The sequence below is a fragment of the Bradyrhizobium neotropicale genome, from assembly GCF_001641695.1.
GTDB classification, from domain to species: Bacteria; Pseudomonadota; Alphaproteobacteria; order Rhizobiales; family Xanthobacteraceae; genus Bradyrhizobium; species Bradyrhizobium neotropicale.
In genome coordinates this window covers 231,315-254,223 of the sequence record NZ_LSEF01000037.1, presented here as the reverse complement: position 1 = coordinate 254,223, position 22,909 = coordinate 231,315, and the positions used below count along the sequence as shown (strand labels likewise).

Below are 22,909 nucleotides of genomic sequence, written 5' to 3'. Positions count from 1 at the left end.
CCTTATCGTTTTGAACCACAGCGAGAACCACATCGATGGCTAAGATCATGAACCTTGACGGCGCCCAGCAGCTTGACCTCGACCGCGGCACGGTCGAGCAGGCCTATGACCGCTGGGCGCCCGTCTACGACCTCGTGTTCGGCGGCGTGTTCGCCAAGGGCCGCCAGGCGGCGATCGCGGCGACCAACAAGATCGGCGGCCGCGTGCTCGAGGTCGGCGTCGGCACCGGCATCTCGCTGCCGATGTACGCGAGCAATGTTCGCATCTTCGGTACCGACATTTCGGAAGCGATGCTGGACAAGGCGCGCCAGCGCGTCGCCGAAGGCAAGCTGAAGAACGTCGAAGGCCTCGCGGTGATGGATGCCGAGAAGCTCGAATTCCCCGACAATTCCTTCGACGTCGTGATGGCACAATATGTCGTCACCGCCGTGCCGAACCCGGAGAAGGCGCTGGACGAATTCGCCCGCGTGCTGCGCCCCGGCGGCGAGCTGATCATCCTGACCCGCGTCAGCGCCGACGCCGGCATGCGCCGCTTCATCGAGCAGAAGCTGCAGCCGGTGGTGCGTCCGCTCGGCTTCCGCACTGCCGAGTTCGCCTGGTCGCGCTACGCCAAATGGCTGGCCGGCGCCAACGGCATCGAGCTCGCCGAGCGCCGCCTGATCCCGCCGCTCGGCCATTTCTCGCTGGTGCGCTTTCGCAAGGTCGAGGTCGCCAAGGCAGCGTGAACTGCTGTTGCCCCTCATGATGAGGCGGCGCGCAGCGCCGTCTCGAACCATGAAGGTCCCGGTTGGCCTTCATCCTTCGAGACGCGCGTTCCGCGCTCCTCAGGCGGAGGGGACCGTGCGTCATCGCGTCGCTCTACATCGTCATATGACAAAATGATGATGTCACACGACCTACATCGAATCCCTGTAATCCCGTACCCGAAAGCATTTTGGGGGAAAGCATGATCAAGAATTACCTCGAGCAGCTGCGGATCCAGCGCTGGGATGACCACCGCTACTATCACCACAGCCGCATCAATCAGAGCCTGCACTTCGTCAGCGCGCTGAGCTTCCTCTTCGCCTATGTCTGGCTGTTCATCGATCCCATGATCTCGGCCCTGGTCGGCTGGCTGGTCTCGATGACCTCGCGCCAGGCCGGTCACTTCTTCTTCGAGCCGCACGATTACGACCACATCAATCAGGCGACGCACGAGTACAAGGAAGAGATCAAGGTCGGCTACAACCTGCAGCGCAAGGTAGTTCTGATGGCGATCTGGGCGCTGTCGCCGCTGGTGCTGTTCTTCGATCCGACGCTGTTCGGCCTGTTCAAGCCCTGGGCTGGCGCCACCGACTTCATGCGGCAGGTCGCCAAGATCTGGCTCGCGGTCGGTGCCGGTGGTCTCCTGTTCCGCACCATCCACCTGTTCTTCATTCGCGACGTCGAGACCGGTCTCGTCTGGATGACCAAGATCCTGACTGATCCCTTCCACGACCTGATGCTCTATCGCAAGGCTCCGCTCGCGCTGATGCGCGGCGAGCTGATGGACCCCGGTCTGCACCTCAACCCCGAGCACACGCTGGGCCTCATCCCCGAGCCCGCGCTCGAAGAGCAGCACGCCTGAGCGCGCTGTTCCCAACTAACACTCCGATGTCGATTGGTTACGTCATGCCCGGCCTTGTGCCGGGCATCCACGTCTTGGGGGCTGCCGTTGCGGCTCCTTCGCCTCTTCCCGCGTGCGGGGCGAGGCCGGATCGCATCGCAGATGCGATCCGGGTGAGGGGGAGTCTTCGCGAGTCTCTCTGTTACCGTCCGTGCGGAGAGCCCCTCTCACCCCAACCCGCTCAGCGCGAGCGCAGCTCGTCGCGTCCCCGCGGGCGGGGAGAGGGGGAGGCGGCAGCGGTGTTCGCGGAAGCCTCAGCGCCCGAAGCGCTTGGCCAGCATCTCTTTCAGGATCTGCCGCTTGATGCCCTTGTTGGTGAGGCTCGGATCGTGCCACCAGAAGCCGTCGGCCTTCATCTTCTCAGCGGCGCGAACGAAACGTTCGGCGACCTCGGTGAAGTCGGCGTCGGTGTAGTTGAGGCTAAAGATGAGCCGGCCGGTGCCGACCCAGCTCAGCGACAGGCCCTCGGCGCGCAAATAGTATTGCAGCATCCAGTTGTAGCGGGACGGTTCGGTGTATTTCACCGTCCAGATCGAGGACAGGTTCGCCACCTGCACCGGCACGCCGGCGTCCTCCAGCATCCGGTTGAGTTTTTGCGCGCGGCCGTTCCAGGTCTCCTCCAGCCCGTCATAGACAGCGCGGAAGTTCGGACTTGCGAGCCGGCTCAGGAACTCGTCCATCGCGGTCATGACGTAGGGATGCGAGTTGAAGGTGCCGCGGGCGAAGCAGACGTCGGCGGGACGGTCGTCGCGGAAGCGGCGCATCAGCTCCTTCTTGCCGCAGACCACGCCGACCGGCAGGCCGCCGGCGAGGCTCTTGCCGTAGGTCACCATGTCGGCGCGCACGCCGAAATATTCCTGGGCGCCGCCTGCCGCGAGACGGAAGCCGACGAAGACCTCGTCGAAGATCAGCACGATGCCGCGCTCGGTGCAGACCTCGCGCAGCTTCTTCAGCCACTCAGTATAGGCCGCGCGATCGAAGTTGCCGCCGCGGGAGGAATCGACCAGCGAGGAATCGCCGGGCGCGTTGGCATTCGGATGCAGCCCCTGCAGCGGATTGACCAGCACGCAGGCGATGTCGCGGCGCGTGCGCAGCACGTGCAGCGTCTTCTCCGACATCTCTGCCAGCGTGTAGGTCTCGTGCGCGGTGATCGGGTTGCCGACGCCGGGCTGCACGTCGCCCCACCAGCCGTGATAGGCCCCCGCGAAGCGGACGAGATGGGTGCGCTTGGTGTGGTAGCGCGCGAGCCGCACCGCCTGCATCACCGCTTCAGTGCCGGACATGTGGAAGGAGACTTCGTCGAGGCCCGAGATCTGGCAGAGCCGCGTCACGTTCTCGAGGATGACGGGATGGTAGGGACCGAGCACCGGTCCCAGCGCGTGCGCCCGCTTCTCGGAGCCCTCGATGCACTCCTTGTAGAAGTCGTTGCCGAAGATGTTGACTCCGTAGGAGCCGGTGAGGTCGTAGGAGACGTTGCCGTCGACGTCCTTGACGGTGACGCCGCTCGACGATTCCACGAAGGTCGAGGTGCCCAGGTGCTCGCGGACCAGGCGCGAGAACTGGAACGGCACGCGATAGCTCTCGGTGAAATTCAGGTCGGAGATCTTCTCCGCCGCTTCCTTCGTCATCGCGCGGCCCTTGGGGTAGCGCTCGGCGTAGAGGGCGGCGAGGCGGAAGAAGCTGTCCTTGCGCTGGGTCGCGATGTTCGCGGGCGCCCCGTCGCAGGCGAAGTAATCGTTGCTGTCGAACTCGTAGAACGGGATCAGCCGCGCCACCCGGCGCGACATCTTGGAGTGCCCGGAGAGCGAGCGGTGTTTGGCGCGGGACAGCTCAATCCGCGCTTTCAGCTTCGGGAAGGCGGCGGCAGCGGAGGCTGCGGCGGCCACGGACAAAGAGAGAATCGGGAGTGTCGTTTCCATGACAACAAGCGCTAACCCTGCGAGCTGACAGATTCATGACAGTCAAAGCCCTCATCGCCTCTTTCACCCAGCAGGAAGACATCAACTTCCTGCTGACCAACCGCATCCCCCGCGCGGCGCTGACCCGCTTCATGGGCTGGTTCTCCAAGATCGAGAACCCGCTGGTGCGGGACGCCTCGATCGCCCTGTGGAAGCTGTTCTCCGACCTCGATCTGTCGGAGGCGCGCAAGACCCATTTCAAGAGCCTGCATGACTGTTTCACGCGGCAGCTCAGGCCGGGCCTGCGGCCGTTCGATCCGGACCCGGTAATCATCGCAAGCCCGTCGGACGGCATCGTCGGGGCCCACGGCAGGATCGCCGACACCGAGCTGTTCCAGGTCAAGGGCGCGCCTTACTCGCTGCTCGACCTCGTCGGCGATTCCGCGCTGGTCGATCAGCACCGCAACGGCTCGTTCGTGACGCTGCGGCTGACCTCGAGCATGTATCACCGCTTCCACGCGCCCTATGATGCGCATATCGAGCGCGTCACGCTGATCCATGGCGACGTCTGGAACGTGAATCCGATCGCGCTGAAGCGGGTCGAGCGCCTGTTCTGCAAGAACGAGCGCGCGGTGATCCGTACGAACCTGGCGACCGGCGAGGCTGTGACGCTCGTGCCGGTCGCCGCGATCCTGGTCGCAAGCATCCGCCTGCATTTCCTCGACATGGTGCTGAACGCGCAGACGAAGGGACCGGTGAATTTCCCCTGCGATGTCAACGTGACGAAGGGCGAAGAGCTCGGCTGGTTCGAGCACGGCTCGACCATCATCATTCTCGCGCCCGGCGATTTTACCTTCTGCGACGGTATCGCCGAGGGCACGCGCATTCGCGCGGGTCAAGCGCTGTTGAGAAGAAAGTAGCCTTCAATCCGCCGTGTCGGCCGCCTATATCGTTCGCGGGGACGATTCGGCGACACGACAGGTAACGAGTGATGGCACGGGCGCCGGTACTGGCGGCGGGGGGTATTGTGCTGCGGCGTGGCGAAACGCCGCTGGTTGCGGTCGTACGCCAGCGCAAGCGCAATGAATGGGTCTTGCCCAAGGGCAAGCTCGACGACGGCGAGACGCCGAGAGAGGCCGCACTCCGCGAGGTGCTGGAGGAGACCGGCCACGACGTCGCCATCCATGAATTCCTGGGCACGCTCGTCTACCAGTCGGGCGGACGCTCCAAGGTGGTGCATTTCTGGCGAATGGAGGCCGAGGGCGGTCCCGTCCGCAAGCTGATGAATGACATCAAGTCCGTCGACTGGCTGCCATTGGACGATGCGATCGCGCGGCTGTCGCGCGAGTATGAGCGCGCCTTCCTGACTGAGACCGGCCCGATCGCGCTCGCCGCTGCCGGCCTCCTGCCGGCCGAGGCCACGCCACCGCTCGCCGTCGACGATGTCGACAACGTCATGCCGGCGCTGACGCCTGCGGAGGCAGCGTCCGTCGAGGAGCTCCGTCATGGGCTCTTGCAAAAGGTAAGAGCCTGGCTGCGCGGCGAGGCGTGAGCTGCAGCAAGGATGCTAAAGTAACCGAGGGCCGAGAGAGGCGGTGAGCCCTCCGGGTCCACCGCCGAGATCACCGCGTCTCACCAACACACGTTCACGGGGGCGAGGCGCCATGGCCGCTTGCGGCCCATCGCGACCACACGCCCGCGACCGGAGCCGCCGAGCGTCTCCGGTCTTGGGTCACGATCGGGTCGGGACGCCACGAGCCCACGGCCAGTCGTTGGACACGGAAACCTTGCGGACGAACGACCGCTGCCGCGCAATGTTTACGCAGCGTGTTCCTTGTCTGACTGTTGCTCTGCGGCGGTCGCGGTCTCTTCCACGCCTTTTTGGTAATTGCTCGCAAACCTCTCAATACTGTCGGCCCACATCCTCAGCATTGAGACCTGAAAGTGCATGATTGGCCTCAAGGCATTCATGCCGACTGCTGTCGCTGCGGTGATGCGCCCTTGCGAGTCGCGCGCGAAGCGGTTTGCGTTAGCGGAATTGTCTGCCATGCTGTTCGCTCCTTCTCTGGTGTTATGGACTAATCGCGGCGCGTGATTCCAAACGCTCGGACAAGATTTGATCTGCCGCTTGTCTCGCACATCGGTCGTCATGTAACTCATCCAGTTTTCTCAAATAGGCGACCGCCGCTATTTGCAGGAGATCGAAATCATCCTCGCCGATGCCACGAAGATCGGCGACGTAGCGGTAAAGGGCGGAACGCCTGCTATCGTTCTCGCTGATGCCGCTATTGAGCAGCAAGTAGTTCCGCCAAGCGAATGCACATGCGCTTTCTTTGGCCTGAGAAGTCATGGGCACCTCCCAAAGGCCAGAAAAGACTGGCGATCGTTTTCGTTCCGCGAATCTCTCCGATGTAACGTTGTTCCGTAGCTGCGCCGCAATGTGGCCGCACGCGTTGACCGTGCACATGGTTCCCTGGAAATCGAGATTGCGGAAGTGAACCTGCGGCGCGCGCTGAACGCGACACCGCCGGCTCGTTACCGCCTTTCCTTCTTTTCCTTCGGCGCGGGCGCCGGCTTGCGTGGCGCGCCGGGCCGTTGCGCGCCGGGGAGGCGCTGCTGGAATCCACCCTGGCGCTGGATGCTGCCTGGTTGCTGAACCGCGGGCGGCGGTGCTGACTGTCCGGGCTGCAATCCGGTGCGCGGCGTTTGCGGCTGCGGCGCTGTGCCGGGCTGCGGCGGGGTGGTGACGCCGGGCTGCGACGGAGTCTGTCCGCTGCGCGGCGGCTGGGCCTGCGGCGTGCCGCCCGGCTGCGTGCCTTGACCGGCGCGCGGCACGCCTGCCGGTTGTCCTGTACCCGGTTGCCGGCCCTGATTCTTCTGCCGGCCTTGCTGCTGCTGGCCTTGTTGACCCTGTTGCTGCCCCTGGCCGGCGCGCGGTGCGCCCGGCTGCACTGCACCGCCTTGTCCTTGCCGCTGCTGCGACGGCTGCGGGCCTTGCCGTTGCGGCTGCTGCGGGCCTTGCGGGTTGGGCGTGCCCGGTTGCTGCTGACCCGGACGATTGTTCTGACCGGGCAGGCCGTTCGGCCGCTGTGGCTGCTGTCCTGGCGCCGTCGCCGGACGCTGCTGCTGGAGCGGCCGCGGGATACGCGGGCTCGCCGTCGGATTGGCGCGGCGGAAGTCGCGCTGCTCGGTGACGATCTGCCGGCCCGTGGTTTGCGCCAGATGCACCTGACTGACGAAGCCGCGGTCGCGCGCGATCTGCTGCGGCGGAATCGTGATCGGCACCGCGGCAAAGCGCATGCTGCCGGGGCTGCCGGCACCGGGCCGGATCGCGAAGCCGCTCGATCCTTGCGTCAGTGCGCCGAGCCGCGTGCCACTGGTGCGGTCGTTGACGTCGATGTGTCCGACCCGGCCGTCGGCGTCGGGATAGAGTTTGATGTTGACGTTGTTCGCGGTCGCTCCCGTCGCGCTCGCATTCGCCGGCACGTCGACGACGCCGGTGGTGCCGCGGATGCCGAGCGTTGCCGTTGGCGTCGTGATCTTCATGTCGCCGGTCTTGGCCACGGCTGCCGCAACGAACGCGACGGTACCCTTCCCGATGTCGAAGATCGCACCGTTCTGCTTGCCGCCGTCCTCATAGACGTAATTGTCGATGCTGATCTTGGCGCTGGCCGAGAGATTGAACGTGGTCGCATCGTTGAAGGTGATGCCGAGCGAGGAGTTCGACGCCGTCTGCACGATGTCGTTGAGATAGATGTCGTCGCGGACCTTGAGGGGATACGAATTCTTGTCGCGGATCACGGTGGCGACCCCGGTTACGGTCGCGACGTTGCCGATGGGTTCCTCGGCGGCGGGCTGCGCATCAGGCGCGGGTGTCGGCGATGCGGCGGGGGCTGGCGACGGCTCGGGCGTCGGCTGCGCTTGCGGCTGGGCCTGTGCAACCTCGATCGTATCCGATGCGAACGCAGCGCTCGCGCCGGCTGGCGGCAAGGCCAGCAGCGCAAGCGCGAACACGAAGCGGCGCCAAGCCACCAAAAATTCCACGATGAAGTCCCGATGAGAACACGAGGCGAGATCGACCGATTTCAGCCGGGGCTGGCTGAATGGCAGATGAACGTGTGTCGTACGGGAGGAGCGAATGTTCAAACGTGCGCCGTAAGAGACGTAGCTTCTCGCCTGTCAATCGTCATTCCGGGGCGCGACGAAGTCGCGAGCCCGGAATCCATTGCGCCACCAACGATGCGGTCGGATGGATTCCGGGTTCGCGCTCGCGCGCGCCTCGGAATGACAGCGGTAGCCGTCAGCTCACCCGCTTCCAGGTCTGGCCGCCGCAGAACATGCCGCCGAAGGCGCAGCCCTGCACGCGGAGCAGGTTCGGGCCCTTCATCGCGATCGTGGAGTCGTAGTTGCGTCCAGAATCGGGATCGTGGATGTGGCCGCTCCACTTCGAGCCCTCGGGCTTCATGTTGATCAGGATGCGCTCATTGGACTTCTCGGCATAGCCGCAGAGATTGGCGCCGCACTGCTCGACGCGGACATTGCCCTTGTTCTCTTCGGTGGCCCACACGCCGACCGGCGTGCTCGGCGCCGGCGCGGCGGCGACCGGGGCCGAAGCGTGCGCAGGAACGGGAGCAGCCGCGATGGAGGCCGGTGCAGCGGCGGGAGCGACCGGTGCGGGCTGTGTCGTCGTATCGACGCTGGCGGACGGCGCGGCGGCAACCGTTGTCGCCGGCGCGACGGGCTGAGTGACGGCGGGCGCGGCCGGAGCGATCGACTGCACCGGCGCCTGCTGCACGGGCTGCTGCGCCGGAGCCGGTGCAGGCTGCGCGTTTGTCGTGCTCGGCGTGGTGTCGTCGTCATCGTCCTTGGAGCCGAGGCCGTTGAGGTTGATGTTGTTCAACTTGATCGGCTTGTTCGACAGACCCGGCGCGATGATGGTCACGCAGTCGAGCGAAGCGCAGTTGCGCGGCGTCTCGATGCGGACGTGCTGGCCGTCGATCTGGAACGAGATCGAGTTGCCGGCATGCGCGACGGCGGTCGAGGCGAGGAAGAGGGCGGTGGTGGCGACGTAGAGCTTGTTCATGACAACCTCCCGAAAAGCTGGTCCCGATATGGACTGAAAGTCGATGACGACCTGAGCGTGGTTCGACCCTACGCCGGCCCGCCCCGACCTTCTGTGATGAACGTCACAACGGCTCCGCCGCCTGGCGTGAGCCTGCGCACATTCAGCTGCCGTTCGGCCTTCGTAACTTCGCCCCGACACAGCGGGAGGGGTGGATGAAGAGATTTGTGAATTGGCTTGGCACATTCATCGCACTGACGATGGTTACATCGTCGGCTGAGGCAGGTTCCTACTCCTTCGCGATCGGCGGGCACCGGTTTCACGTCGAGGCGCCGCGGAATTGCAGATCCACCTCCTGTGTGTCGATCTCGTCCGGTCGTAGCTTTCGGCCCGCTGAAGATATCGACACGACTCTCGTCGTGAGCCCCGCGCCGCCGGCAGCCCTTCCGCCGGCGCAAGTCTGCCCCGCCGCTCCGGTCAAGCCGCCGCAGCCGACCGTTGCCACGATTCCCGTTGCGCCACCGGCGCCCACGACTGCGCCCATCCTTGCGCCCACGGTCTCTCAATCCGTCACCTTGCCGCCGGCACCACAGCTCGAACCGCCCAAGCTCGAGCCCCCGCAGACGACATTTCTCGAAGCGCCACACCCCGCCACGGCGAAGCCCGACACGGATCAACTCACGACGATCGCGCAGCGCAGAGACGAGCCCGCCGATACGCCGCTCGGCCAATGGGAGAGCAAGGGCGCCAAGGGCACGGTGCGCATCGAACGCTGCGGGTCCGCGCTGTGTGGCTACGCGCTGACCGAAACCTCGAGCAGAGGCGAGAGTGTGCTCGTCAACATGAAGCCGAAATCGGACGGCGTCTGGACCGGCAACATCTACAGCCGTGCCAGCGGCAACACTTACTACGGAACGATGACGCTGAAGCGTTCCGGCAAGCTCCATGTCGAAGCCTGCGCGTTGCTCCGTTTCTTCTGCTCCGGCAACGACTGGACGCGCATCGAGGAGAGGCGGGAGGAACTGATCACCACGTCGCAGCAGTGGAATGGTGCGAGATCGTAACTCTTGGTGACACGAGCAGGCTGCAACCCTCTCCCCTTGTGGGAGAGGATGGCTTCGCGACAGCGAAGCCGGGTGAGGGGTCTCTCTCCGCGACCCACTTTTGCATTTGATTTCGCTGCGGCAACCCCTCATTCGTCGCGCTGCGCGCGACACCTTCTCCCACAACAAGGGGAGAACGGAAGACAGCGTTCCCTCTGTCCAATTTGTAACCCTCTCGCACCGAACCCGCTTCCGTCTTGCATGCGACCGATGGCTGACGACGCATGCAAGGAGAGCCAACATGAAACGTCTCAGCCTCACCGCCGCGCTGCTGATCGGCGGCGCCATCGCCGCCCATGCCGACACCGACATCTGGGCCAACATGCTGAAGCAGCGACGCGGCGACGATGCGCTGCATGTGGACGGCGCGTTCTGCGACGCGCAGCTTGGTGCGCCCCAGAACGGCGGCGCGACGTCGGCGCAGTACAAGCGTTGCATGCGTGCGCGCGGCTGGCGCTTCAGTCACACGGTTCGCGAGAAGGATGATCGCTATCCCGATCCCGACAATCCCGGCATGATGTGCCGCAACTTCAAGATCGGCGGCATCACGGGGTCGGAGTGCTCGAATTACTGAACGCAACAGGACGCCCGGCGGCCGGATGATCCGGCGGCCCGGGCAAATCTGTGATGCGGTCGGTTAAAGGCTTCTAGATCATGCCGAGCACGATGGCCGCGACAAAGGCCATAGCAAGGTACGCAGTGACAACGCTCAGTCTTCCGACGAACGTCATGACGTTGCTCCCTGAGATGCTCCCGCCGCTCGCGTCGCTTTGGGAGTAACCCATATGGTTAACAGAGAGTCTCTTCCCGAAAAAGTCAGCCTCGCTGTCGCTGATCCGCCGCACGCCGGCGCGGCATGGTTAAAGAAGGCTGAAATCAACACGTTGAAGAGTCTTTAAGTAAATTCACCGAACGTGCGTGCATGACGCGCGGAGTTCGTTTGTATCTCGTCGGCTCCATCGTCCTTGTTTCGCTTGCGGGTTGCGGACGCGGCTTCTTCCAGGCCGAGCGCGAACCGTGGCGGGCCGAGGCGGAAGCCGCGTGCCTGAAGTCGGGCGCGGTGAAGGAGAGCCTGGACATCGTTCGCGTCGAGCCGATCTCCGGCCCCGGCGTCTGCGGCGCGGAATTTCCGTTGAAGGTCGCCGCCATCGGCGAAGGCTCGAGCAGCTATGGCTTTGCCGAGGAGGAATTGCGCCCGCCGGGGAACATCGGAAACCAGCCGCGCTGGCCGGTGACGCAGCCGCAGTCGAGCTATCCGCAAGGTCAGCCCTACCCGGCATCGTCCGGCTATCCGCAGCGTTCGAACTATCCCGAGAGCGCCGTGCGCCAGCCGTCGGGCTATGGCGCGTCCTCCGGCCCGGTCTCGCTGAGCGCGCCCGGCGTGGCGCCGCAGGAGGACGAGATCGACCTGCCGCCCGAGGGCACCGATGCCGCCGGAGCTGCGCGCTACATGAATGCGCCGAGCTATCCGACGCGGCCAGCCGCTCCTTATTCCCAAGCTCCCGCGCAGCCGCCGCGTCTTGGTCCGGCGCAGGGCAGTCCCGTCACTGCAGTTGGTCCCGTCGCGGTGAAGCCGACCGCGACGCTCGCCTGTCCGATCGTGTCCGAGCTCGACCGCTGGCTGGCCGATACCGTGCAGCCGTCGGCGACGCGCTGGTTCGGCCAACGCGTGGTCGAGATCAAGCAGATCTCCGCCTATTCCTGCCGCGGCATGAACGGCAATCCGCATGCCCACATTTCCGAGCACGCCTTCGGCAACGCGCTCGACATCGCCGCCTTCGTGCTCGCCGACGGCCGCCGCGTCTCGGTGAAGGACGGCTGGCGCGGCCTACCGGAAGAGCAGGGCTTTTTGCGCGATGTGCAATCAGGCGCGTGCGCACATTTCACCACCGTGCTCGCGCCGGGCTCCAACGTCTATCACTACGATCACATCCACGTCGATCTGATGCGCCGCGCCAGCCGCCGCCTGATCTGCCAGCCGGCCGCAGTGTCAGGCGAAGAAGTCGCCGCTCGCGCGCAGCAGCGCAATCCCTACGCCAACACGCGCGACCCTTACGTGACCGGCTCGCTCGGCCGCAAGGCCAAGCGCGAGAAGGTCAACGAGGAAGACGAGTTCGCCGACGAGTAGGGCGGGCGTGCGCGTGCGATCGTTGGATTGGGCAAGTCACTTTGCAGGCCGCATCGATGTAGCTGGGACCAGCCCCATGCAGCGCTGCACTTCGCCCGGCACTTTATAGTCGCGCATCACGGGACGGCTGTCGCGCATGCCGCATGCCTCCCGCTGCACCACGAACATCCAAAGCGCGTAACCGGCCTCCATTACCAGGGCGCGCCGTGCCTGCCGCGTCGATGCCGGCGCATCCGAGGGCGGATGGCTGGCATCGAATTCGCGCAGCTTCGCGAGCGCTTGTTCCAGCGCTCGCCCCATCCGCCCGAACGCAGAGGCCTGCTCCTGGACGATCTCGTAATTGAGAACGTCGACCGGCGTGCGGTGAAGGCGAAGATCGCGGGACATGGCTTATCTATAGCGTCGCGGGGTACGCTAGCAATGACGTGGTTAGAGATACGCCCTGCGCTACAGCCGTGGCCCTCTCTCACTTCACCCGATACGCCGCCAGAAACATCCGCGTGGCGCTGTCGATCACCTCGGTCATGCGTTCCTCGGACGGTGATGGCGCGGCCTGGAAGATGAAGGGCAGGAACAACGAGGCCTTGCACAATTCCATGAATTGCGAGGCGGCGAGGTCGCAATCGTCAATATTGAGATCGCCGCAGGCGACATGCGCCTTCAGATATTCGGCAAGCCGGTTGACGGTCTTGTCCAGCACGCGCGCGTAATAGCGGCGGCCGACGTCGGGCATGCGCTCGGCGATCGCCATTACGGTGCGGATCGCCGATCCGCCGCCGGGCCGGCAGAGCAGATGGAGGTAGGCCGAGCCGAAGTCCTTCAGCGTGGTCTCGACATCGCGCGCGGGGTCGAAATTGAACGCGACCTGGCCGTGCTGCAGCGCCTCCTGCTCGAGGATTGCCTCGAACAACGCGCACTTGTCCGCGAAATAGACGTAGAGTGTGCCCTTGGAGACGGCGGCCGCCCGCGCAATCTCGCCCATGCTGGCGCCGTCGAAGCCGAGGTCCATGAACACCTTGCGGGCGCCGTCCAGGATCTGGCGGCGCTTGGAGCTGTCCTCTTCGGAGACAAGACGCAGATGTTCGCGGTCGACTGCAACCATTGGTTTAGGTTCTCGAAAGGTTTGTATCGGGCCTTGGCCAATGAAACCCAAAGAAAGGATTCGAGCCAGTAGGGTCCTTGGCAGGGAACTATTTAGATTGACCGAACCGTTCGGTCAATGATATTTGGGATCGGCGAGAGGGGCGGAGCCGCGGACGGCGCGTCCCGGCTCGCAATTTTTCATTGGGGAGGCCTTTATGGCCGCATCGCGAGATCAGGCTGCACGCGTCCTTCCATTGGACCAGGTGCCGGAGCAGGCAAGCGCTGAAGCTGCGACCGAAAAGTCCGCTGCGCTGGCCGAGCAGTTGCGCTCTCATGTGGCTGAGGAAACCAAGCGCCACACCGTCGAGGTGCCGGAGACGCCCGTGACCGACAAGCCGGCCCCCAACGCACCCGCGCCCGGCGCGCCGCAGGCCGCGGCTCCGAAATCCGGTAAGCGTAAATTCGTCCTGATGGGTGTCGGCGTCCTGCTGGCGCTCGCCGCTGCAGGCTATGCCGGCTACTACACGCTGATCGGCCGCTTCTACGTCTCCACCGACGACGCCTATGTCCGCGCCAACAACACCATGCTGGGCGCGCGCGTCGCCGGCCACATCGCCTCGATCCTCGCCGGCGACAACACGCTGGTGCATGCCGGCGACACCGTCTTCCGCATCGACGACGGCGACTACAGAATCGCGGTCGATGCTGCTGCGACCAAGATCGCGACCCAGCAGGCCACCATCGACCGCATCGGCCGCCAGGTCGCCGCGCTCGACAGCCAGGTTACACAGGCCAAGGCGCAGCTCGTCTCCGCCGAAGCCGGCCTCAAACGCGCCGATCTCGATTATGAGCGCCAGCAGGCGCTGAGCAGCAAAGGCTTTGCCTCGCGCGCCACCTTTGAGACCTCGGAAGCCGGACGCGACCAGGGCGCCGCCGCGGTCAAGGCCGCGCAGGCCGCCTACGACGTCGCCGTCAGCAATGTCGATGTCGCCAAGGCGCAGCAGGCCGAAGCGCAGGCGCAACTCGCCGAGCTCAAGACCTCGCTCGCCAAGGCCGAGCGTGACCTCGGCTTCACTGCGGTGCGCGCGCCGGTCGACGGCATCTTCTCCAACCGCCTCGTCAACACCGGCGACTTCGTCGCGGTCGGCCAGCGGCTCGGCAACATCGTGCCGCTCGACGACGTCTATATCGACGCCAACTTCAAGGAAACCCAGCTCAAGCGCATCCGTCCCGGCCAGCCCGTGACGATCAAGGTCGATGCCTACGGCATGCGCAAGTTCGGCGGCGTCGTCGACAGCATCGCGGCGGGCGCGGGCTCGGTGTTCACGCTGCTGCCGCCGGACAACGCCACCGGCAACTTCACCAAGATCGTGCAGCGCGTGCCGGTCCGCATCCGCGTGCCGAAGTCGGTTGCGAGGCAGAACCTGCTCCGCGCCGGCATGTCGGTCTACGCAACCGTCGACACCAACAAGGGCGCGGCCGACGCCGACAGCGAGATCGATCTCGACGATCCCACCATGATCCATCCGCAGTAGCGCGTCAGCGCCGCAAGGTCAGACCATGGCCAACGCCACGACCGCTACACCTGTCATGATGGCGAACCCCGCTTCGGAGCGCATCGCGCCGAAGCGGATGTTCGCCTTCATCATTATGGTGTTCGGGATGTTCATGTCGATCCTGGACATCCAGATCGTCTCGGCGTCCCTGAGCGAAATCCAGGCGGGCCTGTCGGCGAGCTCGAGCGAAGTCTCCTGGGTCCAGACCGCCTATCTGATCGCCGAGGTGATCGCGATCCCGCTGTCGGGATTCCTGTCGCGCGCGTTCGGCACGCGGCTGTTGTTTGCGATCTCGGCCGCCGGCTTCACCTTCGCGAGCCTGCTCTGCGGCTTCGCCACCACGATCGAGGAGATGATCCTCTGGCGCGCGCTCCAGGGTTTTCTCGGCGCCGGCATGATCCCGACGGTTTTCGCCTCGGCCTACACTGTCTTCCCGCGATCCAAATTCCACATCGTCGGTCCCATCATCGGCCTCGTCGCGACGCTGGCGCCGACCGTCGGGCCGACGGTCGGCGGCATCATCACCGACGCGATGTCGTGGAACTGGCTGTTCTTCATCAACGTCATTCCCGGCATCGGCATCACCATCGGCGTGCTGGCGCTGGTCGATTTCGACGAGCCGCATTTCGAGCTGCTCGATCGCTTCGACTGGTGGGGCCTGATCTTCATGGCCGGCTTCCTCGGCTCGCTGGAATATGTGCTCGAGGAAGGACCGCAATATGAATGGATGCAGGATACTTCGGTCGCGATCTTCGCCTGGGTCTGCGCCATCTCGGCGATCGCCTTCTTCTGGCGCGTCTTCACGGCGGCCGAGCCGATCGTCAATCTGCGCACCTTCACCAACCGCAATTTCGCCGTCGGCTGCACGCTGCAATTCTGCATCGGCATCGGCCTCTACGGCCTGACCTACATCTATCCGCGCTATCTTGCCGAAGTGCGCGGCTACAGCGCGCTGATGATCGGTGAGACCATGTTCGTTTCCGGCATCACCATGTTCCTGGTCGCGCCGCTGGTCGGCCGGCTCATGGCGAGCCTCGACATGCGCTACATGATCGCGTTCGGCCTGATCGTGTTCGCGATCGGCTCCTACCAGATGACCTGGATCACGCGCGAGTTCGACTTCTACGAGCTCCTGATACCGCAGATCCTGCGCGGCATCGGCATGATGTTCGCGATGGTGCCGACCAACAATGTCGCGCTGGGCACGCTGCCGCCGGACCGGGTGAAGAACGCGTCCGGACTGTTCAACCTGATGCGCAATCTCGGCGGCGCGGTCGGGCTCGCCGTCATCAACACCGTTCTCAACAACCGCACAGACCTGCACATCACGCGCCTGCAGGAGCGCGTGACCTGGGGCAACGCGAATGCGACCGAAACCCTGAACATGTTCATGCAGAAGTTCCAGGGACTTGGCGATTCCACGCTGATGGCGATGAAGCAGCTCAGCCAGCTCGTGCATCGCCAGGCCGTGGTGATGAGCTTCGGCGACGCATTCTTCATCCTGACGCTGTTCTATCTGGGCCTCAGCGTCCTGGTCATGCTGCTGAATAAGCCGGCTTCGCCGTTCGGCAGCGGCGGCGACGCGCATTAAATTTGCAACACTCGCGCGTGATCTCGCGCGAGCCGTGTTGCAAATCACCGGCGATACATCTATAAAGCGCACCTCATTCAATCGAACCGGGGAGGGATTTGCATGATTTCGTCGCATTCGCAGATCGCACGCCCGCGCTCGGTGATGTTCTGGCTCGGTATGTGCTCGGCCTTTTAGAGGCCGTTTCCGCCAGCTTCGATTGGGCCAAGGTTTCGGCCAAGCGCCCCGATCGCTCCGCTTCCCAACTGTAAGCCAACTTTAGACGACGTCGTTTCGGCCTTCGAGGCCGGCATGCGTCCATCAATGGAGCCGGCCTGCGGCAAAAGCGGCCGGATGTTGCCATGACCGCTCTGTCAAAGAAGCCCGCGGCGATACGCGTGGTGCTGCCCTTCGTGTTCCGGCACTGGCTGAAGCAGCCAGGGCGAAGCCTCGTCGTCGCCGGCGGACTGTTAGGTGCGACCATCGCCGACCTGTTCATGCCGGTGTTCTCGGGTCATCTGGTCGATGCGCTGACGCGCGGCCCGTCCGATCCCGAAGCGCGTCATGCAGCCCTCGTCGCGTTCGGCGCGATCGTGGCGCTGGGCGCGGCCTCGATGGTGCTGCGGTTGACCGGCCTGCAGGCGATCGTGCCGTTCACGCTGAAGATCATGTCCGATGTCGCGCAGGACGCCTTCATGCGCGTGCAGCGCTTCTCGACCGACTGGCACGCCAACTCCTTCGCGGGCTCGACGGTGCGCAAGATCACTCGCGGCATGTGGGCGCTCGACCTCCTCAACGACACCATCCTGATGGCGCTGGCGCCGTCGCTGCTGGTGCTGATCGGATCGATGATACTGCTCGGCGTGCATTGGGCCTCGCTCGGCCTGGTGATCGCGCTCGGTGCGGTGATCTATGTCACGATGACGGTGTGGTTTTCGACGCGCTACATCGCGCCGGCCGCGCGCGTCTCCAACGCCTGGGACACCAAGGTCGGCGGCACGCTGGCGGACGCGCTGACATGCAATGCGGTGGTGAAATCCTTCGGCGCCGAAGCGCGCGAGGATGCGCGGCTTGCCCGCGTCATCAACCGCTGGCGCGTGCGCGTGCGGCGAACCTGGCTGCGCTACAACTACACCGCACTGTCGCAGCTCTCGTTGCTGTTATGCCTGCGCGGCTCGGTGATCGGCGGTTCGGTGCTGCTGTGGATGGCGGGGCGCGCCTCGCCCGGCGACGTCACCTACGTGCTGACGAGCTACTACGTCATCCATGCGTACTTGCGCGACGTCGGCATGCACATCAACAACCTCCAGCGCTCGGTCAACGACATGGAGGAGTTGGTCGCAATCCACGACGAGCCGATCGGCATCGCGGATGCGAAAGGCGCGCGGCCGATCGCGATCGAAGGCGGCGAGATCGTGTTCGACGACGTCACGTTCCACTATGGCGGTCATCGCGCGCCGCTCTATGACGGACTGTCGATGACGATCCGTGCCGGCGAGCGGGTCGGCCTGGTCGGCCGTTCCGGCTCCGGCAAGACCACCTTCGTCAAGCTGGTGCAGCGGCTCTACGACGTCACCGGTGGCCGCGTGCTGATCGACGGCCAGGACATCGCGCTGGCTACGCAGCAATCGCTGCGCAGCCAGATCGCGATCGTGCAGCAGGACCCGATCCTGTTCCACCGCTCGCTCGCCGAGAACATCGCCTATGGCAGGCCTGGCGCCAGCCTGGAGGCGATCGAGCAGGCGGCGCGGCTGGCGAACGCGCACGACTTCATCCTGCGTCTGCCCAAGGGCTACGGCACGCTGGTTGGCGAGCGCGGCGTCAAATTGTCGGGCGGCGAGCGCCAGCGCGTGGCGCTGGCCCGCGCCTTCCTGGCCGATGCGCCGGTGCTGATCCTGGACGAGGCGACCTCGAGCCTCGATTCGGAATCGGAAGCGCTGATCCAAGAGGCGATGGAGCGGCTGATGAAGGGGCGGACCTCGATCGTGATTGCGCACCGGCTTTCGACGGTGCGCGGCCTCGATCGCATCCTGGTGTTCGACCGCGGCGAGATCGTCGAACAGGGCACGCACGCGGTGCTCGCAGGCAAGCCCGGTGGCATCTATCGCGGACTGTTCGAGCGCCAGGTGGTGGAGCTCGGACACATCGCAGCAGCGGAATGAGGAATGGCGCGTCGCCTGAGGGGCGAACGCCCCGAAGCCACGCCACCAAGGAATGCCATCAAGGATGGAATGACATGAAAGACCTGACACGCGGCTCCATCGTGAGTCACATCCTGAATATGGCGCCCCCGATCATGGTCGGCATGATCACGATCATGATCTGCCAGCTGGTCGATTTGTACTTTGTTTCGAGTCTCGGCGAGGCGGCCGTTGCGGGCGTCGCTGCGGCCGGAAACGCGGGCTTTCTCGTCAATGCGCTGATGCAGGTGCTCGGCGTCGGCACGGTTGCGCTGATCGCGCATGCCGTAGGACGCAAGGACCGCGCCGACGCCAATCTCGTCTTCAACCAGTCGGTCGTCCTGTCGGTGCTCTTCGGACTGGCGACGTTGATCGCGGGCCTTGCGCTGTCGCGCCTCTACTTGCGTTCGATTGCCGCTGATGAGGCCACGATTGAAGCGGGCACCACCTATCTTCTTTGGTTCATGCCGGCACTGTCGCTGCAATTCGCCACGCAGGTGATGGCGTCCGCGCTGCGGGCCACCGGCATCGTGCGGCCGACCATGCTGGCCCAGGCGCTTGCCGTGGTCATCAACATCGCGCTGGCGCCGGTGCTGATCCTGGGCTGGGGCACCGGACACGCGTTCGGCGTTGCCGGAGCCGGGCTCGCAAGCTCGATCGCCGTCTTCATCGGCGTGCTGATGCTGCTGGCGTATTTCCGCAGGCTGGAGCGCTACGTCGCCTTCCAGCCTGCGCAATGGCGTCCGCAGCTTCGGCAGTGGAAGAGGATCCTCAATGTCGGCCTGCCCGCCGGCGGCGAGTTCGCGATGATCTTCATCTTCATGGCCGTGGTTTATTACGTGCTGCGCGATTTCGGCCCGGCGGCCCAGGCCGGATTTGGCATCGGAACGCGCGTCCTGGGCTTGATCCAGATGCCGGGGCTCGCGATAGCCCTCGCTGCGGGGCCGATCGCCGGCCAGAATTTCGGCGCCGGGAATGGCGCGCGCGTGCGGGAAACCTTCGTCAAGGCGGCGCTGATCGTCACCGCTGTGATGACCGCATTCCTGATCCTCGCGCAGTTCAAGCCGGGCCTCTTGCTTGCCGGCTTCTCGAACGATCGGGAGACCATGACGGTCGCGTCGCTCTTCTTGCGGATCATCTCGTTCAACATGGTGGCGCAGGGGCTGATCTTTACCTGCTCCAGCATGTTCCAGGGCCTCGGCAATACCAAGCCGGTGTTGTGGAGCTCGGCGATGCGGGTACTCACCTATGCCTTGCCGGCGATCTGGCTCTCGACGCGGCCCGGCTTTCGGATGGAGCACGTCTGGTATCTGTCGATCGCGGCGACAACACTGCAGGCGGCACTGAGCCTGTGGTTGTTACGCCGCGAATTCAGCAGACGTCTGGCGTCGTTCCGGCAGGAGGAGGCTTCGGAGCAGGCTGAGCCTGAGCCCGTCACGCCTCCCGCACGCGTTCCGGCGTAGCGGCTGTCCGCGGCATGGCGCGCACAGGGCTAGTGCGCGCCAAAGCTGTTCCAGACAAGGCCGACGCCTGACAGGAACAACAGCCCGAGCACGACGCCGCCAAAATGCTTGTCGCTGAGCGCGTGATAGACACGCGCGCCGGCCCATGCGCCGACGAGCGTGCCGGGAAACGCGATCAGCGCGAGCCAGGCAACCTTCAGCGCGACGAGGCCCGAGGCCATCTGCACCGCCAGCGCAGTTGCGAGCACCGTGAAATTGAAGAGCTGGAAGATGCCGCGCCGCTCGTGCTTGTTCCAGCCGCGTAAGTTGGCCCACAGGATCGGCAGCGGTCCCGAGAGTCCCGCGAGCCCACCCAGGATGCCGCCGGCAAAGCCGATCGCGCCGTCGGCGATGCGGCCGCCGAACCTGACGGCAAGCGGCTTCTTGTTGAGGTACAGCGCGGTCGGAAAGATCAGAAGCAGGATGCCGACGCTCAGCTTGAACACCTTGGGATCGGCGGAGGCGATCATCATCGTTCCCAGCGGCACGCCGGCAAGCCCGCCGATCAGGAACGGCCAGACCAGGGAGAGGTCAAAACTCTTCCACATCGACGGCAGCGTCGAGGTCTGGGCGATCACCGAGCAGATCAGGACCAGCGGCACCGCGAGCGAAGGCGGCAGCACGTAGAGCCAGATGCCGAGTGCCATCAGCGCCGTGCCGAATCCGGCCAGTCCCGAGACGAAGCCGCCGGCCAGCGCGCCGAACAGCAGCAGCGCATAGGTGAGCGTTTCCAACAGATTTTCCTTGTCGTAATTGGCGATCCCGAACTCTTGATCGCCATCCCCGCATAGCACGGCTGCGGCCGTAGAGGTCAATTCCATACCGCACGCAAGCGCGATCCCCGGCACTCGGGCTTTCGCGAGGGATGTGCCTACATGACGGTCGTACTTCAATCTGGGGGACCCGCCCGACGCCGCCGTGCGCTCCGATTGGCCAGTCCCGAAGGAGACGATGGAGAATGACCATGACCGGCACGAAGATAGCCCTTGCGGCCGCGCTGTTGTCCGCGGCGACGTTGATGCCGACATTGGCGCAGGCCCAGCTCTCGGAGCCTGCGGCCTATCAGGCCGCTCATCCCGATCGTGACGTGCTCAACGGCGGGCAGCTCACGCCGGCGGCACGCGCGGCGCTCGGCCAGCCGGGCATACCGGCCGATGCCTACGCGTCTTACCCCGCGCCAGGCGCTCCGGTCGTGCATTCCCGCCATCGTCGCCACCATTAGTCGCTTGCTAGACGATCTGTCTGATCTCGGCGGGCTTGTGCAGCGCGCCGATCAGGATACGTAGCGCTTCCGTCAATTCAGGCCGGTTGCGCGCGGCACCGAGCGAGACGCGTGCCGCGTGCGGCGGCATTCCGTCGACGACGAAGGCGTCGCTGGCGATGACGGCGAGCCCGTTGCGCAGCAGATGGGCGGTGACGTCGAGCCGGTCGCGGCCTTCAGGCAGTCGCAGCCACAGATGGTGGGCGGCGGGCCGCGCCAGGAACTGAAGGCCCCTCAGCGCGCGTTGTGCGAGCTGCTGGCGGCCGATCGCCTCGTTGCGGATGGCGGTGATGATGCGGTCGGCAATACCGTTCTCGAGCCAATGCGTCACCAGCGCGACCATCAGCGGCGCCGGCATCTGCACCGTGGCCTGCAGATGGCCGCGCATGTCCTGCTCGGCGCCACTGTCGGGCACCAACAGATAGGCGACGCGCAGCGCCGGTGCGATACATTTCGACAGCGTGGTTGCGAGATACGTCCGCTCCGGAATGAGGTTGGCGATCGGCGATGCCGATCGATCCAGCAGCCCGTAGGCGTCATCCTCGATCAAGATCGTGTCGGCATCGCGAACGATTTTTGCGATCGCATCCCGCCGCTCGCTGGTGAGCGTCGCAGTCGTCGGGTTGTGCAGCGTTGGTATGAGGTAGACGGCTTTCGGCTTGTGTTCGCGACACGCGTTTGCAAGCGCGTCCGGAAGGATACCGCCTTCATCCATCGCCACGCCGACGAGCTTCACGCCGAGCTGGGCTGCGGCCGCCTTGATGCCGGGGAAGGTGAGTGCCTCTGTCAGCACGACATCGCCGGGCCGCGCGAGATGCGCGAGCACGTTGAACAGAATGGTCTGCGCGCCGGGAAAGATCACGAGCCGGTCGGCATGTGCAGATGGGACCCGGGCGCGCAACCATCTCGCGGCGACCTCGCGCTCATGCGCGCTACCGCCGGGCGGCTGATAGTTCAGGAACGCGGTCAGCCCCGATTGCTCGCGGATCGCCTCCAGTCCCGCGATGATGCGCTCGTCGAGCTGCGCCTCCAGCGGATGCGGCGGCACGTTCATCGAAAGGTCGATCGCGACCGGATGCGGCAGGTCGACGACGCGGCGCGCGCTGGTTTCCGACACGAACGAACCCTGTCCGACCCGGGCCTCGAGAATCCCGCGGCGTCGCGCCTCGGTATAGGCGCGCGTCACCGTCGTGAGATCTATGTCGAGCGCCTTGGCGAGCGCGCGCTGCGTCGGCAGTTGCTGGCCGCGCGCCAGCCGGCCCGCGGCGATGTCGGCCTCCATGGCATCGACGATGCGCTGGTAGCGCGGCCCGCTCAGCTCCGCGATTGTAGGGATCCAATCCATGCAAGCTCGACCCAAATCCTTTGAATGTATGGATACAAGATATTATTGTATGGATCGTCAAAACGGAAGAGGTGTGGTCATGGCGACCGGTTCAGTCTCTCTGGCAAAGGCGATGTGGCGCGGTTTTCGCGGCAAGTGCCCGAACTGCGGCGAAGGGCACGTGTTCGGCCGTTTCCTGAAGGTGGCCGACACCTGCGACCATTGCGGCGAGGAGCTGTTTCATCACCGCGCCGATGACTTCCCCGCCTATCTCGTGATCGTCGTGGTCGGCCATCTCGTGGTGCCGGCGATTCTCGCGATCGAGACCGCCTATGCGCCGCCGGTATGGCTGCAGCTTGCGGTATGGCTGCCCGTCACGCTGTTCGCCTCGCTCGCATTGCTGCAGCCGACCAAGGGCGCGATCGTCGGCCTGCAATGGCAGATCGGCATGCACGGCTTCGAGGCCGGCAAGCAGCGGCGCGAGGCGGCCCAGCTTGCGCCAGTGCTGGTGAAGGCGGCGCGGCAGTAACCGACACCGTCATTCCGGAACTCGCGAAGCGCGAGCCCCGGAAATGACGGTGTCGAAAATGGTGAGGG

Annotated in this window: 22 protein-coding genes; 13 read left to right on the top strand and 9 right to left on the bottom strand. The window is 65.0% G+C overall.

From position 1 onward, the window contains the following. The first annotated feature begins 35 nt into the window (after positions 1-35). Together AXW67_RS11710 and AXW67_RS11705 are read left to right on the top strand one after the other, a co-directional pair. Positions 36-725: a class I SAM-dependent methyltransferase gene (locus AXW67_RS11710; protein ID WP_063677994.1), complete on the top strand. Its 690-nt coding sequence runs from the start codon at positions 36-38 to the stop codon at positions 723-725. Positions 726-946: 221 nt separating this feature from the next. Continuing rightward, a complete protein-coding gene (locus tag AXW67_RS11705) occupies positions 947-1,606 on the top strand; it encodes a hypothetical protein (RefSeq protein ID WP_027556861.1) in 660 nt (219 codons plus the stop codon). A gap of 293 nt (positions 1,607-1,899) precedes the next feature. Here the strand turns inward: AXW67_RS11705 and AXW67_RS11700 are convergent, their stop codons facing one another. Continuing rightward, a complete protein-coding gene (locus AXW67_RS11700) occupies positions 1,900-3,564 on the bottom strand; it encodes an aminotransferase class III-fold pyridoxal phosphate-dependent enzyme (protein WP_063677993.1) in 1,665 nt (554 codons plus the stop codon). Positions 3,565-3,599: 35 nt separating this feature from the next. Here AXW67_RS11700 and asd point away from each other — a divergent pair, with 35 nt between their 5' ends. Next, positions 3,600-4,463: an archaetidylserine decarboxylase gene (asd, locus tag AXW67_RS11695; RefSeq protein ID WP_063677992.1), complete on the top strand. Its 864-nt coding sequence runs from the start codon at positions 3,600-3,602 to the stop codon at positions 4,461-4,463. A gap of 71 nt (positions 4,464-4,534) precedes the next feature. Further along, positions 4,535-5,095: an NUDIX hydrolase gene (locus AXW67_RS11690; protein ID WP_063677991.1), complete on the top strand. Its 561-nt coding sequence runs from the start codon at positions 4,535-4,537 to the stop codon at positions 5,093-5,095. A 266-nt stretch (positions 5,096-5,361) separates the two neighbouring features. Here AXW67_RS11690 and AXW67_RS11685 read toward each other — a convergent pair whose 3' ends face one another. The 4 genes from AXW67_RS11685 to AXW67_RS11670 form a co-directional block, all read right to left on the bottom strand. Continuing rightward, complete coding sequence (locus tag AXW67_RS11685; protein ID WP_063677990.1) at positions 5,362-5,592, bottom strand: hypothetical protein; 231 nt, start codon at positions 5,590-5,592, stop codon at positions 5,362-5,364. A gap of 22 nt (positions 5,593-5,614) precedes the next feature. Continuing rightward, positions 5,615-5,893: a hypothetical protein gene (locus tag AXW67_RS11680; RefSeq protein ID WP_063677989.1), complete on the bottom strand. Its 279-nt coding sequence runs from the start codon at positions 5,891-5,893 to the stop codon at positions 5,615-5,617. A gap of 185 nt (positions 5,894-6,078) precedes the next feature. Beyond that, positions 6,079-7,578 carry a FecR domain-containing protein gene (locus tag AXW67_RS11675; RefSeq protein ID WP_063677988.1) on the bottom strand — a complete coding sequence of 500 codons (1,500 nt, stop codon included), beginning with the start codon at positions 7,576-7,578 and terminating at the stop codon, positions 6,079-6,081. Between the two features lie 265 nt (positions 7,579-7,843). Next, the gene (locus AXW67_RS11670) at positions 7,844-8,626 is read right to left on the bottom strand and encodes a DUF2147 domain-containing protein (RefSeq protein WP_063677987.1); all 783 of its coding nucleotides are present in this window, start codon (positions 8,624-8,626) and stop codon (positions 7,844-7,846) included. Positions 8,627-8,820: 194 nt separating this feature from the next. On the opposite strand from AXW67_RS11670, the gene AXW67_RS11665 reads away from it, so the two are divergent. The 3 genes from AXW67_RS11665 to AXW67_RS11650 all read left to right on the top strand — a co-directional run bounded on the left by AXW67_RS11665 (position 8,821) and on the right by AXW67_RS11650 (position 11,836). Then, positions 8,821-9,669 carry a DUF2147 domain-containing protein gene (locus AXW67_RS11665; RefSeq protein WP_063677986.1) on the top strand — a complete coding sequence of 283 codons (849 nt, stop codon included), beginning with the start codon at positions 8,821-8,823 and terminating at the stop codon, positions 9,667-9,669. A gap of 280 nt (positions 9,670-9,949) precedes the next feature. Then, positions 9,950-10,282, top strand: coding sequence for a hypothetical protein (locus AXW67_RS11660; protein WP_063677985.1), 333 nt, complete (start codon positions 9,950-9,952; stop codon positions 10,280-10,282). 348 nt (positions 10,283-10,630) lie between these two features. After that, the gene (locus AXW67_RS11650; RefSeq protein WP_063677983.1) at positions 10,631-11,836 is read left to right on the top strand and encodes an extensin-like domain-containing protein; all 1,206 of its coding nucleotides are present in this window, start codon (positions 10,631-10,633) and stop codon (positions 11,834-11,836) included. A gap of 36 nt (positions 11,837-11,872) precedes the next feature. Here AXW67_RS11650 and AXW67_RS11645 read toward each other — a convergent pair whose 3' ends face one another. Continuing rightward, the gene (locus AXW67_RS11645; protein WP_063677982.1) at positions 11,873-12,223 is read right to left on the bottom strand and encodes a DUF6665 family protein; all 351 of its coding nucleotides are present in this window, start codon (positions 12,221-12,223) and stop codon (positions 11,873-11,875) included. A 79-nt stretch (positions 12,224-12,302) separates the two neighbouring features. Further along, on the bottom strand, positions 12,303-12,938 hold the full coding sequence (locus tag AXW67_RS11640; RefSeq protein ID WP_027556873.1) for a TetR/AcrR family transcriptional regulator: 636 nt from the start codon (positions 12,936-12,938) through the stop codon (positions 12,303-12,305). Positions 12,939-13,134: 196 nt separating this feature from the next. Here AXW67_RS11640 and AXW67_RS11635 point away from each other — a divergent pair, with 196 nt between their 5' ends. The 4 genes from AXW67_RS11635 to AXW67_RS11620 all read left to right on the top strand — a co-directional run bounded on the left by AXW67_RS11635 (position 13,135) and on the right by AXW67_RS11620 (position 19,688). Beyond that, a complete protein-coding gene (locus AXW67_RS11635) occupies positions 13,135-14,454 on the top strand; it encodes an HlyD family secretion protein (RefSeq protein ID WP_063677981.1) in 1,320 nt (439 codons plus the stop codon). A gap of 25 nt (positions 14,455-14,479) precedes the next feature. Beyond that, complete coding sequence (locus tag AXW67_RS11630) at positions 14,480-16,066, top strand: DHA2 family efflux MFS transporter permease subunit (RefSeq protein WP_063677980.1); 1,587 nt, start codon at positions 14,480-14,482, stop codon at positions 16,064-16,066. Between the two features lie 341 nt (positions 16,067-16,407). Then, positions 16,408-18,207: an ABC transporter ATP-binding protein gene (locus AXW67_RS11625; protein WP_063677979.1), complete on the top strand. Its 1,800-nt coding sequence runs from the start codon at positions 16,408-16,410 to the stop codon at positions 18,205-18,207. Between the two features lie 74 nt (positions 18,208-18,281). Further along, complete coding sequence (locus AXW67_RS11620; protein WP_063677978.1) at positions 18,282-19,688, top strand: MATE family efflux transporter; 1,407 nt, start codon at positions 18,282-18,284, stop codon at positions 19,686-19,688. 29 nt (positions 19,689-19,717) lie between these two features. Here AXW67_RS11620 and AXW67_RS11615 read toward each other — a convergent pair whose 3' ends face one another. After that, the gene (locus tag AXW67_RS11615; protein WP_063678054.1) at positions 19,718-20,461 is read right to left on the bottom strand and encodes a sulfite exporter TauE/SafE family protein; all 744 of its coding nucleotides are present in this window, start codon (positions 20,459-20,461) and stop codon (positions 19,718-19,720) included. A 230-nt stretch (positions 20,462-20,691) separates the two neighbouring features. On the opposite strand from AXW67_RS11615, the gene AXW67_RS11610 reads away from it, so the two are divergent. After that, positions 20,692-20,949, top strand: coding sequence for a hypothetical protein (locus AXW67_RS11610; RefSeq protein WP_063678053.1), 258 nt, complete (start codon positions 20,692-20,694; stop codon positions 20,947-20,949). Between the two features lie 7 nt (positions 20,950-20,956). Here AXW67_RS11610 and AXW67_RS11605 read toward each other — a convergent pair whose 3' ends face one another. Further along, on the bottom strand, positions 20,957-22,333 hold the full coding sequence (locus AXW67_RS11605; protein WP_063677977.1) for an aminotransferase-like domain-containing protein: 1,377 nt from the start codon (positions 22,331-22,333) through the stop codon (positions 20,957-20,959). 49 nt (positions 22,334-22,382) lie between these two features. Here AXW67_RS11605 and AXW67_RS11600 point away from each other — a divergent pair, with 49 nt between their 5' ends. Then, positions 22,383-22,841 carry a DUF983 domain-containing protein gene (locus tag AXW67_RS11600; RefSeq protein ID WP_082907858.1) on the top strand — a complete coding sequence of 153 codons (459 nt, stop codon included), beginning with the start codon at positions 22,383-22,385 and terminating at the stop codon, positions 22,839-22,841. Positions 22,842-22,909: the final 68 nt, after the last annotated feature.

Bases quoted from the DNA above. Each gene is read 5' to 3' on its own strand.
- AXW67_RS11670 (WP_063677987.1), bottom strand. From the start codon at position 8,626: ATGAACAAGCTCTACGTCGCCACCACCGCCCTCTTCCTCGCCTCGACC.
- AXW67_RS11640 (WP_027556873.1), bottom strand. From the start codon at position 12,938: ATGGTTGCAGTCGACCGCGAACATCTGCGTCTTGTCTCCGAAGAGGAC.
- AXW67_RS11600 (WP_082907858.1), top strand. From the start codon at position 22,383: ATGGATCGTCAAAACGGAAGAGGTGTGGTCATGGCGACCGGTTCAGTC.
- AXW67_RS11705 (WP_027556861.1), top strand. From the start codon at position 947: ATGATCAAGAATTACCTCGAGCAGCTGCGGATCCAGCGCTGGGATGAC.
- AXW67_RS11620 (WP_063677978.1), top strand. From the start codon at position 18,282: ATGAAAGACCTGACACGCGGCTCCATCGTGAGTCACATCCTGAATATG.
- AXW67_RS11605 (WP_063677977.1), bottom strand. From the start codon at position 22,333: ATGGATTGGATCCCTACAATCGCGGAGCTGAGCGGGCCGCGCTACCAG.
- AXW67_RS11710 (WP_063677994.1), top strand. From the start codon at position 36: ATGGCTAAGATCATGAACCTTGACGGCGCCCAGCAGCTTGACCTCGAC.
- asd (WP_063677992.1), top strand. From the start codon at position 3,600: ATGACAGTCAAAGCCCTCATCGCCTCTTTCACCCAGCAGGAAGACATC.
- AXW67_RS11690 (WP_063677991.1), top strand. From the start codon at position 4,535: ATGGCACGGGCGCCGGTACTGGCGGCGGGGGGTATTGTGCTGCGGCGT.
- AXW67_RS11630 (WP_063677980.1), top strand. From the start codon at position 14,480: ATGGCCAACGCCACGACCGCTACACCTGTCATGATGGCGAACCCCGCT.
- AXW67_RS11680 (WP_063677989.1), bottom strand. From the start codon at position 5,893: ATGACTTCTCAGGCCAAAGAAAGCGCATGTGCATTCGCTTGGCGGAAC.
- AXW67_RS11650 (WP_063677983.1), top strand. From the start codon at position 10,631: ATGACGCGCGGAGTTCGTTTGTATCTCGTCGGCTCCATCGTCCTTGTT.
- AXW67_RS11610 (WP_063678053.1), top strand. From the start codon at position 20,692: ATGACCGGCACGAAGATAGCCCTTGCGGCCGCGCTGTTGTCCGCGGCG.
- AXW67_RS11645 (WP_063677982.1), bottom strand. From the start codon at position 12,223: ATGTCCCGCGATCTTCGCCTTCACCGCACGCCGGTCGACGTTCTCAAT.
- AXW67_RS11625 (WP_063677979.1), top strand. From the start codon at position 16,408: ATGACCGCTCTGTCAAAGAAGCCCGCGGCGATACGCGTGGTGCTGCCC.
- AXW67_RS11660 (WP_063677985.1), top strand. From the start codon at position 9,950: ATGAAACGTCTCAGCCTCACCGCCGCGCTGCTGATCGGCGGCGCCATC.
- AXW67_RS11665 (WP_063677986.1), top strand. From the start codon at position 8,821: ATGAAGAGATTTGTGAATTGGCTTGGCACATTCATCGCACTGACGATG.
- AXW67_RS11700 (WP_063677993.1), bottom strand. From the start codon at position 3,564: ATGGAAACGACACTCCCGATTCTCTCTTTGTCCGTGGCCGCCGCAGCC.
- AXW67_RS11685 (WP_063677990.1), bottom strand. From the start codon at position 5,592: ATGGCAGACAATTCCGCTAACGCAAACCGCTTCGCGCGCGACTCGCAA.
- AXW67_RS11635 (WP_063677981.1), top strand. From the start codon at position 13,135: ATGGCCGCATCGCGAGATCAGGCTGCACGCGTCCTTCCATTGGACCAG.